We start from the raw sequence: 14,060 nt of genomic DNA, 5'->3' as shown, positions 1-14,060 counted from the left end.
TGACAGGTGTGCTGCGGGGAAACGCTGCTGCGGCACGCAGGGCGAAACGCCTTCGGGTGGGCGACACGGCTGACTCTGAGGGCCGGTCGCGCTAAGAGGAGGCCGTGAGGGCGGCGTAACTACCGCTGGCGAGGATGTATTGCCGAGAATGCGGGCCTCTGCGGCACCAGTGGCGGAAACGAGACGAAAGAGGTGCTGAGAGAGACGGTGCTCATCGTCCCCGGCCCCAGGAAGTCGGGAATGGCTGCGCAAAGAGGGCGTCCCACCTGGCTGGGCTGGTCTCCAGGTGGCGGGGCGGAGCGTCCCGGTCCTGGTAGATGCGTCGCCGAACCAAGCTGGCCATGATTTCGGCCTCTCGCTCCTCGCTGGTGGAGTACCCCGTGCGGCCCGATGCCCGGACCACCTCTCCTGTGTCCGAGTCGACCACCAGGCGGCCAGGATGGTCGCAGTACACGTGGCTCAGCTCGTGCGCGAGAATATGTCGCTGGTGATGCACCGATATACCTTGCGCATAAAAGATCATGTCTGAAGTCTGCGTTTCAATCCGCATACCACAGGCCCCACCGGAAAGAGCGAAGTCGGGCAGCGGGTTGAAAATAATCCCCTTCCCCCGTCGATCCGCTATCGCATCACAGAATTGGCGCGTCGTGAATCGGTACGGGAGGCCGAGTTCGTCGATCTTCTTCTCGCACTGCTCCCGCAGACGACGTTCAGCAACTTCGGACATGCACACGGCAAACTCCCATCTTTCGCATTGCGGGTGCCCACGAGGTAGCAAGAACGCCAAAATCGTAGGCCGAACCGGAATGACCGGCACTGAGACTTCCGCATACGGAACGTAACCTCCACCGGGGCCCAAGTGGGGCGACCCGCGACCTCCAGGTGCGCATTCGAGCACCCATAAGCACCATTTCGGTCATGTCGTCAGCGTGAGAAGCACGCGGCGCGGCGCGCCCACGCCGGAGCCGGTTACGCTAAATGACGGAATGATTCGCGATTTGTGGCACAGATCACCGAGGCGGGGCATACCTCCCGATCATGGTTTCCGGGAACCGACACGGCGAAGTGGGCGAGCCACTGCCGATCCTGATGCGGTACTGGCGGGCAAGACGGAATCCCCGAGATATCCCCAGCCTCCCGCAGACGGTGCGGCGTGGGACGGGACTGACCCAACAAGACATGGCCCACCTGGCAGGGGTGAGCGTGCGCTGGTATCGACAGTTGGAGAACGGCGTCGCGGCCAACTACGCGGCCGACCTCCTTGACCGCGTCGCAACCGCACTGGACCTGAGTCCCGCCGAGCGCACCACGCTGTATCTGAAGGCCGTAGGCCGGCCACCGGCCCCCTCAACACCGTCCGGGAGCAGAGCACCTGGGGAGTGGGACCAGGACCTGCTCCAGTGGCTCCTGGACAACCAGGAACCAGTTCCGGCCTTTGCCACAGACCTGTGCTGGGATGTGGTTGCGCACAACTCCAGCCTGCGGCGCTGGTTTCCCTGGGTAGAGCACGGCGGCAACCAGATGCGCTGGGTATTTCTCGACCCCTCGGCGCGGGAGCAGTTGGTGAACTGGCCGGAGGACTGGGCGCGTCCTTTTCTGGGACAGCTCCGCTATGCGCGGGCCCGTCACCCGGAAGACCTCGCGCTGGCCCAGCTCGAACACGACATTCTCACGGGTTCCCCGGCCGCGCGGGCATTTTGGGGCCGGCCGGAACTGGTTGAGCATTCCCACGGAGAAATCCGTCGTCTCAGGCTCCCGTATCACCAGGGCAGGGAAGTGGCCGTGCGCATCGTCACGATGTGGCCGATTCGCACCGTATCGCTCTGCGTGAATCTGCTGGTGGAGTACGGCTCCCCCGAGGGATCAGCCGACGCATAACCACCGCGCCACCCTGCCGGGAAGGGAGCCACGCGCCGCGCTGCGGGGGCTGCATTTCACTCGTCGTCCAGGAGGTCCGAGAGGTCTGCTTCCGGCAGCCCCTGCAGCCGGCGCGTCTGGTCGAGCACAACCTCCACCATCCGCAGGCTCGGCTCGTCCAGGCCGCTCGCTCGCAGGGCCACGCGAAGTACCCCTCGGTCACGCATGGCCGCGAGCACCCGCTCCTCGGCACCCGTCAGCTCGCCGTCCTGGTCCACGTCGTCGCCGGGCTCGTCGGTGCCGGACTCGTCGACGCCGGGCTCGTCGACGCCGGACTCGTCGTCACCGGGCTCGTCGTCACCGGGCTCGTCGACACCGAGAAAGTAGTCCGTTTCCACCCCGAAGAAGATCGCCAAGCCCTTGACCGTGTACCACTTGGGGTTCAGGTTGACGCCCGTGCGCAGCTGCTGAAGGCCGCTCGTGGTGATCTTGAAGCCTGTGCAGTCGAGAATGCCCTGGGAAACTTCCGGGTACGTAAACACGCGCCCCGTGGGGTGCCTCTTGCTCTGCCAGAGGCGCTCGAGCAGCTCTGAGAAGGCTGGCTCTCCATCACTCTGCGTCATCCGTGACCCTTTCGTCGCGGGTGTCAGTCTATCCACTGCAGTGGATTCCCCGCGTCTCAAGGAGCAAAACTGCAGTTGACGGGGAGCGGGCGTCGGGATGTACTTGCCTCCACATTCGACCACCGGAGTGGATCGCTCCTGGTCGGAGGGTCATGGCGGGCCGCTGTCTCGCCGTCGTTTGAAGGGCGAAGGGGGGACTATGCGGCTCGCTTGCCGTACTGGCACCTACCGGCGACCCCAGGCCCATCTCAGCAATGGTGACTCTCTGCAACCAGTACAGGGTTTAAGAACCAACTCTGGACCTTGACGCCGATCGGTGCGATGTTCGTCGTCCCCCGCCGGGCAGACCGCCCACGTGGACGAACACAGGAACGCTGACGTGCACAACCTTCGGGCCCCATAGGTCCTCGCATACAGCGACGGCGCCCGGGAGCTGGAACCTCCCGGACGCCGGACGCCTAACGGCTGTACCCGCCCCTGCAAGGGCGGAGGTCGCCACCATCACCACGCTGATCCCTTCCACGGGGCGTCTCAGCGTGGCAATACCAAAGGAGATTCTTACATGCGCTCCGCCCTGCGCAAAAGGCCCTTCCGTCCGGCCTGTGTCGCAGCTCGCTCTGTCTCGGTGCCCCGGCGCCCCGAGACGGGCTCAACCATCCCGAGTCAGACAGGCCTCTCTCGTGGGTTCGCCGGGAGCGGCCGATGAGCAGCGAAGCCCGCGAGTGGGTGTGGGAGCACAGCTCCAGCCGAGGCACCGCACGCCTGGTCCTGCTGTCGATCGCCGACCGGGTGGCCGACGACCAGTGCATCTCCTGGGCCTCGCAGTCCAGCCTGGCCAAGCGCACCCGCGCCTCGATCTCCACGGTGCGTGAAGCCATCGAGCGCCTGGTCCTCGCCGAGGAGCTGGAACAGCTCGACGACCTCGTCGGACCGCAGCGCAGCACCGTCTACCGCCTGCCCCTGGCCGCCGAGGCCCTCGTACAGGCTCGGCGCGAGCAGCTGCAGGAGGACGACGGCACGGCAGTGGCCGACGATCCGCCCGGCCCTACGAAGCTCCGGCTCTCGGCTCTGCGGCAGTACGGCATCCGCCCGCGTGAGGTGCCGGAATCCCCCGCGAGGGTCCGGAATCCGGCAGCACCGGAAACCGGCAGGTCCCGACGGAAACCGGCACGCCGACGTAGCGGAAACCGGCACAACGGTGTACCGGAAACCGGCACCCAGAACCGTAGTGAACCTGATTGGAACCGGAGGTACAGCAGTAGTGGTGCTGCCGTCCTCTCGGCTGCCGAGTGGAAGATCGACCCTGCCTCCCACACCTGGGCCCGCCAGCAGGGACACCTCGACCGACTCGGCGAGCAGGGTCTCCTGGCCGCTGACGCGAAGTGGCGTGCCCACCGGGCCAGCTTCGAACCGCGGTCGGCGAATGCCTGGGCTGCCGACTGGCGCTCCTGGGTAGCCCGGGAGCACGCCTCCGGACGCCCGAACCTGTACGCCGTGCCGGGCAAGAACCCCGCCGCGCCGGGAGGCATGACACGGGCCGAGGCCCACACCGCCGCCCTGCTGGCCGCCCTCGACGAGCAGACCGGAACGGAGGGCTGACCGTGGACCGCCGCGAAATCGCAGCCCTGCTGGCCTACATCGGCCGAATCGACCCCCGCACCATCCGCACCGACCACCGCGAGGCGGCCGACCAGCTCGCCCAGTGGCACGAACTGCTCGACGACGTTCCAACAGCAACCCCGCACGGCTGGGATGCCCTCGCCGTGGCCCGTCGGCACGTCCGCACCTCGCCGTACCCGATCCTCCCGGCGGACATCGCCCGCCCCTGGGAGAGCTACCGAAGCGACCGCCTGGCCAGGCACTCCGACCCAACGCCCTCCGTCGACCCGGACGACCAGGCCGCCTGGACAGCCGAACTGGTCGGCACCCGCCGTGCCGTCGCCACCGGCACCGCCCAACCCGCACAGGCCCGGGGCATCACCACCGGCCGCGCAGAAGTCAGCCCAAGGCTGGAAGCGAGGCTGCGGGAGATCGGGTCCTGCATACCGCCCGCCGCCCGAGCGGCCCTCGTGCCTTACCGGCCCGCCCGCGCGGCCCGAGAGGCCGCTGTCGCGCAGGGGCGGCCCGACGCCCTGAGCGTGCGGTGCACCTGGTGCCTGGCCCAGCCCGGCGAGTCATGCCGTCGCCGGAGGATCGGTCCCGACGGCGGAGCCCGCGGAACCGCTCCCTGCGCCACGCACCCCAGCCGTCTCGACCTCGCCACCGCCCAGCAGGCACTGCTCACCGAGCAGCCCCAGCAGCCTGCCCTCGCCTGACCGGCCCTCCGGCACGTGCAACCCGTCCGCTGCACGGCCACCCCGGCACCCCCCTGTCCCGCACCGGCTGCGGCGCACGCCGTCGCGCCGCAGCCGGCACCCGACGCCGCACCCGCCGAGCATCGTGCCCGCCGGGCGGTGCGGCAGCACATCGGAGACCCACGTTGCGCCACATCACCACCCACGACGCGCCGGCCACCGGCATGCGCGGCATCGGAGACACCAGCTGGCACCCCCGCGGCGCATGCCACGGCATGGACTGGGAGGACGCGGAGGCCGTGTTCTTCCCCGGCCCTCGCAACCACGAGGAGATCGCGGAGGCGAAAGAGCTGTGCGGCTGGTGCCCCGTACGCCGCGAGTGCCTGAACTTCGCCCTGGAGAACGCCCTCAAGGATGGCGTGTGGGGTGGTCTGACTGAAGCGGAGCGGAGTCCTCTGCACGACAAGTTCGACAAGCGCCTTGATTACCTGCGCGTGGCCGCCTTCTTCCAGGGACGTGACGTGCACCTGACGGAGGCCGAGCGGCAGGTCGTCATCGACCACGCCTACGTCCGCGGCTGGCTGCCCGTCCGGCTCGCCGCCGCTTTGCGGATCAGCCGGAAGCATGCCCGGGACCTGCTCCGACAGGCAGCCAACAAGGTCTTCGACCGCGACCGCCACCTTGGCGTGCCGCGCCCCAAGAAGAAGCGGAAGAAGACCGCTCCGGCCACGGTTGCGCCCACGACCATCGAGCCCGGTACTCGTCCTGCGGCGCCGCTGGGCTCGGCGTCCGCCCCTCTCGGAAAGGCCGCATGACCTCCCCTTCCGCACACCCCGCCGTCGCGCCCATCGGGGTGTGGGACCGGCTCGCCATCGTCATCCTCGGCCTCGCCGGATGCGCCCTGAGCTACGACGCGCTGCAGCAGATGGCCGTCGCGATCCACATCCGCGGGCACTTGACCTATCTCTTCCCCCTCGTGGTCGACGGCTTCATCGCCTACGGGGTACGCGCGCTGCTGGTCCTCTCCGAGGCTCCGCTGGGGGCCCGGCTCTATGTCTGGACGCTCTTCGGTACAGCCACCGCGGCAAGCATCTGGGCCAACTCCCTGCACGCGGTCCGCCTCAACCAGCAGACCGCGCACACCACCGGCCTGCGCCTGGGCGACACGGTCGTCGCCGTCCTGTCCACCCTGGCCCCGCTCGCCCTGGCCGGCGCGGTCCACCTGTACATCCTCATCACCCGCCACCACCCGGGCGCCGGACACTCGGGGGCACTGACAGCGGCGGAAGCCGGGGAGCAGAACGCGGACCAAGTGCCTTCCTTCGCCTCAGCGGCGGGCTGGACCCGCCCTGCGGACCGTCCGGGAGGCGGTGCGGACCACGGGTTCGGACCAGCACCGGAGACTGGTCCAGCAGGCGCGGACCACCCCGACCGGCACGGTCACGGCCCTGCGCGGACCACGGACCACGCCGCGGGTTCAGTCCCGGCGGACCACGAGGATCCGGCTGCGGACCACCGGAGCGACTCGGCTTCCGAGCAGGCTGCCAGCCAGAACGCGACGGGTGCGGACCAGCAGACCAGTGATGGTCCGCGCGGCATCGAAATCCATGGACGGACCAGGAAAACCCCAGGTCAACCGGCCGATAGCTCCCACGGTCCGGTGGAGCACGACCGAGCGGACCATGGGCGTGGACCGGCCCAGGATCCTGATACGGCGAGCACGGACCAAGCCGCCCCGGCAGACCAGATGCCGGACCGCGAGCACCCTCGGACCACGGACCAGCCCGCCGAACCCGCCGCGGACCAGGACCAGAACGATCCGGCGGACCAAGACCAGGACGGTCCGGCGGACCAGGACCAGGACGGTCCGGCGGACCAGGACGAGGACGAGCCCTCGGGTGGACTGCAGGGGGCTGCGACCACGGACCACGAAACCTCGCGCACGCCGCGGACCATGCCTCCGGACCAGAACGACGAGGTCCCCTGGGAGGTGAAGGTCGACGTGGCCCGCGAGGCGGCTCTGGAGGCGGGTCGCATGACGCGCCGGGTCATACGACCGCACCTACGGCGCAACAACATCACCATCAGCAACGAGGGCTTCCGCAAGCTCCAGGACCAGCTCTACGCCGACCCTGCGCTCGCGCACCTGCCCCGAGACACAAGGAGGTCGCGATGACGATGAAGACCTGCCGCCGGTTCATCAACGTACGCGCACAGTTCGAACGGGAGATCAACTTCATGCTGGCCCACTCCCAGCGATACGAGGGCAGGCCCTCGGGGAAGTCCAGCGCGAAGCGGGCCGCCTCCGCGAAGGAGCAGATGGCCCGCGCGCTCTCCACCCACGTCGGTCGCTGCCCCGAGTGCGGCTAGCTGGCAAAACCCCAGCTCAAGCCCCTATCCACAAAAGATGGCCCGGCTCTGTGCCGGGCCACCGTCCCGCTTGGGAGATAGCGCCGCACTCCCCCGCTCTCATCGGTCACCGAGGCAGCCGCCAGGGCGCACACCCTGGTGCGCGGACATGTTCTGCACGCCGCTGTCCTCACGCCAACCGGCCGGCGGCCCGGCCCGGTCCGGTCTAGCGGGCCGCTCCGCATCTCTACGCACCCGGCCGGTGTGCTCGCACTGACCGCGACCCCCCAGCACCACACCCGATCCGCGAGGCCCGAACTGCGATGACGCACGCACCCGAGAACACCACCACCCCGGAACCTGGCCCTGACATCAACTCGGTCTCGGGGCGAGCAAGTTGGGGCGGAAGCATAGCTTCCGCCGGACCCGCCCCCGAGGGGACGGGTCCGGACCTGCACCGGGGGGCGCAGGTCCTTCAGGCTTCGACCGGGGGCGGATCGAAGCCGGGGCAGGAGGAGAAGCAGCCGCAGTCGCGCCCCAGCCGACAGCGTGCTCCTCGCGCTCGTCAGCGACCTCGTCAACCACCCGAGACGAAGCGTCTGCGCCAGCCCGCCGTACGACTCAACGAAGTCGAGTACGTCCTCATCCAATCCGCCGCCGCCCGCTGCAAGCTGTCGGTCGCCGGGTTCCTCGCCCGTGCCGCACTCGCAGCCGCGAGCGACCTCGACCGCACCAGCGCCGAGATCGCCGACGAACGCGAAGTGATCACCGCCCTTTTCGACAGCCGGCGCCGGCTCGGCTGGGCCGGCAGCAACCTCAACCAGGCGGTCAAGGCACTCAACTCCGGCGCAGACGCCCCCCAGCTCGAAGCGGCCATCATCGCCGTACGGCGTGCCGCCGACACCGCTCACGAAGCCGCCACACGTCTGATCGAACGCCGCAGCTCATGATCCCCAGCGTCAACAATGAAGGCTCCCGGACCATCGGGCTCCTCGCCTATCTCTTCGGCCCCGGCAAGCACGAGGAACATGTCGACCCTCACCTCGTCGCCTCATTCGACGGCATGTCCCCCGACCCCGGCCGCGACCCAAACGCCACCCTCAAGGAACTCCACCAACTCCTGGACCAACCCGTGATGGCGCTCGCGGAACATGCCCGTCCGGCGAAGCATGTCTGGCACACATCCGTACGCGCCGAACCCGGTGACCGGACGCTGTCCGACGAGGAGTGGGCCGACATCGCCCGCCGGATCGTCGCCGCGACGGGCATCGACCCCGGCGAGGGGCAATCCGGCTGCCGCTGGGTCGCCGTACGGCACGCGGACGACCACATCCACATCGTCGCCACCCTCGTCACCGAGGACGGCCACCGCCCCGACGACTTCCGCTCCGGCGCCCGCGCCCAGGCCGAAGCCCGGCTCATCGAGAAGGAGCTCGGCCTCCACCAGGTCGCACCCGGTGACGGCACCGCCGCACAGCGGCCCACCAGCGCCGAACGCCACAAGGCGAAACGTCAGGGCCGCGAACGCACCGCCCGCGAAACGCTGCGCGAGACCGTACGGCGGGCCGTGGCCGGCGCGAGGAGCGACGAGGAGTTCTTCGAACGGCTCGCCGCCGCCGGCCTCCTCATCCGCAAGCGCACAGCACCCTCCGGCGACCTGCTCGGATACAAGGTCGCTCTGCACGACGACCTGAACAAGGACGGCGAACCGGTGTTCTACCCCGGCGCGCGCCTGGCCCCCGACCTCTCGCTGCCCCGCATCCGGGAACGCTGGTCCGGTCACCCAACCCCGGACCAGGAGGCCCCGGTCCGTACGAGGCCGAGCACCCCGGCCGCTGCCCGGCGGGCCACGGCTTCAGCAGCGTGGCAGGCCGTACTCGTCATCGAGCACGGTGACGACGCGGTCGTCGCCGCTCACATCGCCGCCGCCGGTGAGGTCCTGGACGCCCTCGCGGCCACGTCCGCCGCGCACACCCGCCGCGAACTCCACGCCGCCGCCACCGCCTTCGAGCGGGCGTCACGGTCCCACGTACGCACCGTACGGGGCCACGACCGGGTCCTGCGTCAGGCCGCACGCGACCTCGTCCACGGCGGCAGTGCCCTGGGCCGGGGTGAGGACGGTGCCAGCACCGCGATGGCGATCGACATGCTCACCTTCCTGATCACCGTCGCCGTGCACTGGCACGCTCGGAAGGGGCACGCTCAGCAAGCGGAGGCTGCCGCCCGGGCCGCCGAGCACCTGCGCACCGCCTACCAGTCCGCCGCCGCCCAGTCCCTCGGCGTGCTCCACGCGCGTGGCCGGCGTCTGAGCGGGCCGGTGATCCAGCGGCAGACCGCATTGCTGCGCGAGACCCTGCCGGGCCTGGCGGAGCGGATCCTCGCCGAGCCCGGCTGGTACGCCCTGGCCGCGACGATCGCGGAGGCCGAAGCCGCCGGCCACGATCCGGCCGCTCTCCTCTCCGAGGCCGTCGAGCGCCGGGAACTCGACACCGCGGACCAGGTCAGCGACGTCCTGGTGTGGCGTCTGCGGCGGACCGCAGACCTGCCCGCCGACGCATCCGCCCCGCCCGAGACGAGCACGGCAAGCGACCGGAACACCAGGCGCAGGTCCACGACCCGGCCCTCCACATCCGGCAGGCGTCGCAACGGGCATGAGGCACCGGGCCGGTCCCGATGAGCCCCGCTGAACACTGGCGTGCGGCGTCAGCACACACCGCCGGCGGCAAAGTGAGGCAAGGGCGAGCACTGTGGACTTTGCTAATTGAACCTGCCGGGGGCATAGGGCACGATCATCCAGCGAGTTGGACGAGGTAGAGGAGGACGTCAGGGTGTTTCACCGAATAGGCCGCAGGGCCAAGGGACCGAGCGAGGCGGAGCGTCAGCTTGCCGAGCTGCACGCGCGGCTGGCAGACCTGGTCCCCCCGGTACTCGGGGTGCCGGCGGCGGAGCCGCAGCAAGTCGAGCCGACGGCGATGGTCGACGATTTCCTTCCGCCGGAGCTGCGGGTGCCGAGCCATGACCAGCTCGGCGGCAGGATGATGCCGTGGAAGCAGCCGCTCGTCCTCGAAGGCGAGTTGGCCGCCTGCGCCGAGTGCGGCGCGTACCGGGACTGGCTCATCCTCTCCACCCGTGATGAGATCTGGCTGCGTTGCCGGGCCGGTCACCAGCAGCGGGAGACGCGCATCGACACCGCCTGGTACAACCGGCACGCGGGGCCTGCGGACTCGACGCATGCCACGTTCGAGGACTGCCTGCGCCATTTCGGGCACTGACCACCACTCCTACGACCCCACCGGGCCTACGGGCCCGTACTGACCACCCGTCGTCCACCAAGGGGTCAGTTCCGTCATGCGCGTTCGCGTCGCCACCACCGTCCTCGGCGTCACCGCCGCCCTCCTCGCCGTGCCCGCCTGCTCCGCCGACACCGCCGGCACCGAGCCCACCACCGCACCGTCCGCCCGTACCGGAAAGCCGGCCAGCACCACCCCTGTCCTCTCCTCGGCCGCGCTGGAGACGCGCCTGCTCGACGAGAACGATCTCGGCCCCGACTACCTGCGCAAGCCGGAGCGCTCCGCCCAGCACGACGACGTCACCGTCGTCGGCTGCCCGGCCCTGAACGAGCTGGGCGGTGATGCCGCGATCGGCGGCAGCCTGTCCTTCCCGCGCGAAGCGAAGGTTTCCTTCACCAACGGCAGCTCCTCGGAAGTTTCGGAGGAGCTGTACAGCGGCCACCCGGACGCGTTGTCCGACGGCACCGGCGAGATCTTCGCGGCGATGACCGGGTGCCCGACGTATCAGGTCGTCGCGGGCGGTACCCCCATCGACATGGCCTCACAGAAGCTGGCACCGCCCCGCGGGCTTGGGGACGAGCAGTGGAGCCAGCTCCTGACGGCCTCCACTGGAGGACACAGCACCGTGGTCAAGCAGACCGCGATCCGCGCGGGCAACGTGCTGCTGGTCGTCTCCGGCTCCCCCGCCCTCGTCGACCGCCACCTCGACAAGGCTCTCACCAAGGCCACGGCCACGAGGTGAGGCGAACCGGTCCGCTGGGGCGTCGCTCATTTCGAGCGGCGCCCCTTGCTGGTCGGCCCCGCAGCCCGTGAGGGGCGGCGGGGCCGTGCGGTCGTCATGTGTCGGACGTATGCGTGAAGCCCGGCCTCCCCGTACGGGGAGGCCGGGCTTCACTGGTGTCTAGCGAGGCGGACGGGACCGTGGGCGCCATTCCCACGTCGGGGCTCAGGGCCCGGGGATACCTTCGGGCGTACCACGGGCCGCCCGCCTCTCCCGCTCTGGCCGAGAGCGGGGGCCTTCACCGCCGGACGGTGAACGCCTCCTCCCTCGGACCGAACGAGCACGTCACCGTGTCATCGGGTCCGGTGACGGCCGAGAACGTGCCGATAGATCGTCTGCGTGCTGACCCCGAAGGCCCGGGCCGTGGCCGTGACCGTACTCCCGGGAGCGGCGAGCATGCTGCGGGCCTGCTCGATCTGCTCTTCGTCGAGCGGTGGGCGCCTGGAGCGGGTGGGAGCGCCGTCGGCGGCAGGGTCGTAGCCGAAGGCGATGCCGTCGTCGTACGGCAGTCCGGTGGCCATGCAGTGGTAGAGGCAGAGGACGATCTTGCGTCCCACCTTCCGCAGGGCCGTGGCGTGCGCGTCGCCTGCGGAGCGGCGCATCGTGTAGTACGCGTGGGCGCCGGGTGAGTGGCCGACCAGGGAGAACGCCGTCGCGTGGAGCGTGCTCCTCAGGAGCGTGGAGGACGCCCGCCGGAAGGCGACCCGTACGGTCTGGCCGGAGGCCCAGGTGACCGGAGCGACACCCGCGTACGCCGCGAGGGATCGTCCGCTGCCGAAGCGCTCGACGGGCCGGTCGCCGATCTCCGCCAGGAGGTAAGCACCGAGGACGGTCCCGATACCGGGAGCGCCGGCCATCAGCGGGTGGAACCGGTGGCCGGTGTAGTGCCGCTCCAAGTCCCGCCCCAGGTCCTCGACCCTGCGCACTGCATGGTCAAGGACCGCCAGAAGATGCCCGATGCGCAGAGCCTCGGCGCCTTCGACCCGGGGATCGAGGAGCATCGCCGGGCGGTGGAAGATCATGCGCAGACGCTCGGCCTCGTCCTGGACCGTGCGCGTGCGTCCCGCGGCAGACAGCAGCACAGCCAGAGCCGTACGGTCCAGCCCTGCTGCTGCCCGCGGGGTGGGGGCAACGGCGAGCACGGCTCGCGCCTGGGCGCTACGCAGCCCGCCGACATTCGCCGGCCACGCCGCTACGGCCGCCGGCCAGATCCGCATCAGCCCCGCCCTCAGGGCGTGCAGTGCCTCAGCACGGCGCACCACGGCTGCCCGATGGGCGTGCGCCACGACGCGCAGGGCCTCCGCCTCCGGAGAGGATGCGACAACAGGTCGCGCCTCGCCCGCCAGAGTCATTAAGGCGATCAGCCTGGCGTCGGCGCGGTCACTTTTGGGGATCCCTTGTGCCGCGCGGTGACGAGCGGCACGCGTCGGGTCCACATGTACGACCTCCAGCCCGGAAGCCGCCAGCGCGCGGGCGAACAGGAGCCCCACGTCCTCGATTCCCGTGACGGTCGCTCGCCACCTACGGGTCAGCGGGGCGAGGAACTCCGTGTAGCTGGCGACGGGGTCCGGGGTCTCGGCATAGACGATCCGGGTTTCGCCGACGAGCGCACCTGACCGGTCGACCACGGCGACATCGAGCCACTGGTCCGACCAGTCGCAACCTGCGAAGAGCAAAAACCACCTCCGAAAGGTAGAAGAAAAACGGGGAGGGGACGCGTGCGCGTCCTAACTGGCCGGTGCCCGCAGCAGCCGGTCCTGGGTAGCTGCGGGGAGCACCCGGCGCAGGACCGGTGCGGTCGAGCTGAGGGAGGCGGCGAAGGCGGCAACGAGATCGTGCGGGACGCTGGCGGCGAAACTTGCCGCCCACAGCCACGGTTCGCCGAGCGCGGGCTCGGCCCATGCCTGCCATCCAGCCGGTCCCGTCTCGTCGTACTCGGCCGCGAGCACGCGCGGGTCGGAGTCCTGGATGAGCGGGGGAACCTCGCCGAGGCTGATCTGCGAGGTGAACGTCGGGTCCGTCGCCTCACCCTCAGGCCGGTCGACGTCGCGGAGCCATCCGTGGGCGGCAACAGCGTCAAGGACCACCTCGGGTCCAGCGAGCTGCTCGGCGGGCTGGCCGCTCGCGTCGAGCGCCACGAGGAAGTCGACCACCGCCTCGCCCGGGACGTCGCAGGTGAAGTACGCCGACCACTGGGCAAGCGGGCTGCTCAACTCGGCGCGGGCGGAGACCTGCCAGGCGATCGGCAGCCCTCCGAGGAAGAACGGCTCGTCCGCAAGCGCCCATTGCGCCCAGCGAAGCGCGTCGGGGCTGATGTGCAAGACGGTGCTGCGCACGACCTGCCGGTCCTCTGGCGCCTCATCCGGAACCTGCCGGCCGCGGACCACCGTCAGGCTCGTCCAGCCCAGGCCGGAGAGCGTGTCGGCGACGACGTCGTAGAGACGCCCATCGTCACCAGCCAGGTGCCGGGGCCCGACCCAAAACGCGGGCTGGCCGCCGCGCGAAGCGGAGAAGTCGGTCGGAAAGTCGGGGTACAGGCGCGCCTCCAAGGGCTCGGTGCGGATTCAGTTGCCGCCAGCACGACGGCGGGGACGGCGCGGGGGCGCCTGAACGGGACCCTGCCACGTCAGGGCGACTGCGACCTCGCTCGGCAGATGGCCGAGCTGGGCGCCCTCGTCCCGTCCTTCGGCGAGATAGACGACGGCCCGACCGGTCTCGTCCACAGACGCCAGCACCTGCTCTACGCGGTGTGCCATCGGGAAGAACGGGTTCATGGCCAGACGGACCGGAGCACTCCGGTCATGGGCGGACAGCAGATCGATGAGATCACCGACGGTCATCTCCGAGGACGTCACGAACAGCCTCC

General features: G+C 70.0%; 14 protein-coding genes and 1 pseudogene. 10 read left to right on the top strand and 5 right to left on the bottom strand.

Features of this window, described 5'->3' with window-relative positions; genetic code table 11:
- Positions 1 to 211: 211 nt before the first annotated feature.
- Positions 212 to 727 (bottom strand): regulator component, encoded by a 516-nt coding sequence (locus tag AB0L33_RS29205; RefSeq protein WP_365686197.1) that lies wholly within the window; start codon positions 725 to 727, stop codon positions 212 to 214.
- Positions 728 to 1,038: 311 nt separating this feature from the next.
- Between AB0L33_RS29205 and AB0L33_RS29200 the strand changes: the two genes are divergently transcribed.
- A complete protein-coding gene (locus AB0L33_RS29200) occupies positions 1,039 to 1,878 on the top strand; it encodes a helix-turn-helix domain-containing protein (RefSeq protein ID WP_365686195.1) in 840 nt (279 codons plus the stop codon).
- Between the two features lie 56 nt (positions 1,879 to 1,934).
- Here the strand turns inward: AB0L33_RS29200 and AB0L33_RS29195 are convergent, their stop codons facing one another.
- Entirely contained in the window at positions 1,935 to 2,480 is a 546-nt protein-coding gene (locus AB0L33_RS29195; RefSeq protein ID WP_365686194.1) for a hypothetical protein, read from the bottom strand.
- A 702-nt stretch (positions 2,481 to 3,182) separates the two neighbouring features.
- Here AB0L33_RS29195 and AB0L33_RS29190 point away from each other — a divergent pair.
- From AB0L33_RS29190 to AB0L33_RS29150, 9 genes and pseudogenes are all read left to right on the top strand, one after another.
- Positions 3,183 to 4,079 (top strand): helix-turn-helix domain-containing protein, encoded by an 897-nt coding sequence (locus AB0L33_RS29190; protein ID WP_365686192.1) that lies wholly within the window; start codon positions 3,183 to 3,185, stop codon positions 4,077 to 4,079.
- Between the two features lie 2 nt (positions 4,080 to 4,081).
- Positions 4,082 to 4,795 carry a hypothetical protein gene (locus tag AB0L33_RS29185; protein WP_365686190.1) on the top strand — a complete coding sequence of 238 codons (714 nt, stop codon included), beginning with the start codon at positions 4,082 to 4,084 and terminating at the stop codon, positions 4,793 to 4,795.
- 164 nt (positions 4,796 to 4,959) lie between these two features.
- A complete protein-coding gene (locus AB0L33_RS29180) occupies positions 4,960 to 5,589 on the top strand; it encodes a WhiB family transcriptional regulator (protein ID WP_365686189.1) in 630 nt (209 codons plus the stop codon).
- Positions 5,586 to 6,017: pseudogene (locus tag AB0L33_RS29175) on the top strand (DUF2637 domain-containing protein); the annotation flags it as partial. The gene AB0L33_RS29180 and the pseudogene AB0L33_RS29175, both read left to right, overlap by 4 nt.
- A 935-nt stretch (positions 6,018 to 6,952) precedes the next feature.
- On the top strand, positions 6,953 to 7,144 hold the full coding sequence (locus AB0L33_RS29170) for a hypothetical protein (RefSeq protein WP_365686295.1): 192 nt from the start codon (positions 6,953 to 6,955) through the stop codon (positions 7,142 to 7,144).
- A gap of 302 nt (positions 7,145 to 7,446) precedes the next feature.
- The gene (locus AB0L33_RS29165) at positions 7,447 to 8,073 is read left to right on the top strand and encodes a hypothetical protein (protein ID WP_365686187.1); all 627 of its coding nucleotides are present in this window, start codon (positions 7,447 to 7,449) and stop codon (positions 8,071 to 8,073) included.
- Positions 8,070 to 9,800 (top strand): relaxase/mobilization nuclease domain-containing protein, encoded by a 1,731-nt coding sequence (locus AB0L33_RS29160; protein ID WP_365686186.1) that lies wholly within the window; start codon positions 8,070 to 8,072, stop codon positions 9,798 to 9,800. The genes AB0L33_RS29165 and AB0L33_RS29160 overlap by 4 nt, the downstream gene beginning before the upstream one ends.
- 151 nt (positions 9,801 to 9,951) lie before the next feature.
- Positions 9,952 to 10,395, top strand: a complete 444-nt coding sequence (locus tag AB0L33_RS29155) for a hypothetical protein (protein WP_365686184.1) — start codon at positions 9,952 to 9,954, stop codon at positions 10,393 to 10,395.
- 76 nt (positions 10,396 to 10,471) lie between these two features.
- Positions 10,472 to 11,155, top strand: a complete 684-nt coding sequence (locus AB0L33_RS29150; RefSeq protein WP_365686183.1) for a hypothetical protein — start codon at positions 10,472 to 10,474, stop codon at positions 11,153 to 11,155.
- A 332-nt stretch (positions 11,156 to 11,487) separates the two neighbouring features.
- On the opposite strand, the gene AB0L33_RS29145 is transcribed toward AB0L33_RS29150, so the two are convergent.
- Genes AB0L33_RS29145 through AB0L33_RS29135 form a run of 3 tightly spaced genes read right to left on the bottom strand, consistent with a single transcriptional unit; the run spans position 11,488 to position 14,049 of the window.
- On the bottom strand, positions 11,488 to 12,870 hold the full coding sequence (locus AB0L33_RS29145) for a transposase (RefSeq protein WP_365686182.1): 1,383 nt from the start codon (positions 12,868 to 12,870) through the stop codon (positions 11,488 to 11,490).
- 51 nt (positions 12,871 to 12,921) lie between these two features.
- On the bottom strand, positions 12,922 to 13,743 hold the full coding sequence (locus AB0L33_RS29140; protein ID WP_365686181.1) for a DUF317 domain-containing protein: 822 nt from the start codon (positions 13,741 to 13,743) through the stop codon (positions 12,922 to 12,924).
- A 15-nt stretch (positions 13,744 to 13,758) separates the two neighbouring features.
- Entirely contained in the window at positions 13,759 to 14,049 is a 291-nt protein-coding gene (locus AB0L33_RS29135; RefSeq protein ID WP_365686179.1) for a hypothetical protein, read from the bottom strand.
- Positions 14,050 to 14,060 lie beyond the last annotated feature (11 nt).

The organism is Streptomyces sp. NPDC052299, assembly GCF_040679335.1.
Lineage (GTDB): Bacteria > Actinomycetota > Actinomycetes > Streptomycetales > Streptomycetaceae > Streptomyces.
This window is presented reverse-complemented; position numbering and strand designations above follow the sequence as displayed.

Bases quoted from the DNA above. Each gene is read 5' to 3' on its own strand.
- AB0L33_RS29165 (WP_365686187.1), top strand. From the start codon at position 7,447: ATGACGCACGCACCCGAGAACACCACCACCCCGGAACCTGGCCCTGAC.
- AB0L33_RS29150 (WP_365686183.1), top strand. From the start codon at position 10,472: ATGCGCGTTCGCGTCGCCACCACCGTCCTCGGCGTCACCGCCGCCCTC.
- AB0L33_RS29200 (WP_365686195.1), top strand. From the start codon at position 1,039: ATGGTTTCCGGGAACCGACACGGCGAAGTGGGCGAGCCACTGCCGATC.
- AB0L33_RS29170 (WP_365686295.1), top strand. From the start codon at position 6,953: ATGAAGACCTGCCGCCGGTTCATCAACGTACGCGCACAGTTCGAACGG.
- AB0L33_RS29195 (WP_365686194.1), bottom strand. From the start codon at position 2,480: ATGACGCAGAGTGATGGAGAGCCAGCCTTCTCAGAGCTGCTCGAGCGC.
- AB0L33_RS29205 (WP_365686197.1), bottom strand. From the start codon at position 727: ATGTCCGAAGTTGCTGAACGTCGTCTGCGGGAGCAGTGCGAGAAGAAG.
- AB0L33_RS29190 (WP_365686192.1), top strand. From the start codon at position 3,183: ATGAGCAGCGAAGCCCGCGAGTGGGTGTGGGAGCACAGCTCCAGCCGA.
- AB0L33_RS29160 (WP_365686186.1), top strand. From the start codon at position 8,070: ATGATCCCCAGCGTCAACAATGAAGGCTCCCGGACCATCGGGCTCCTC.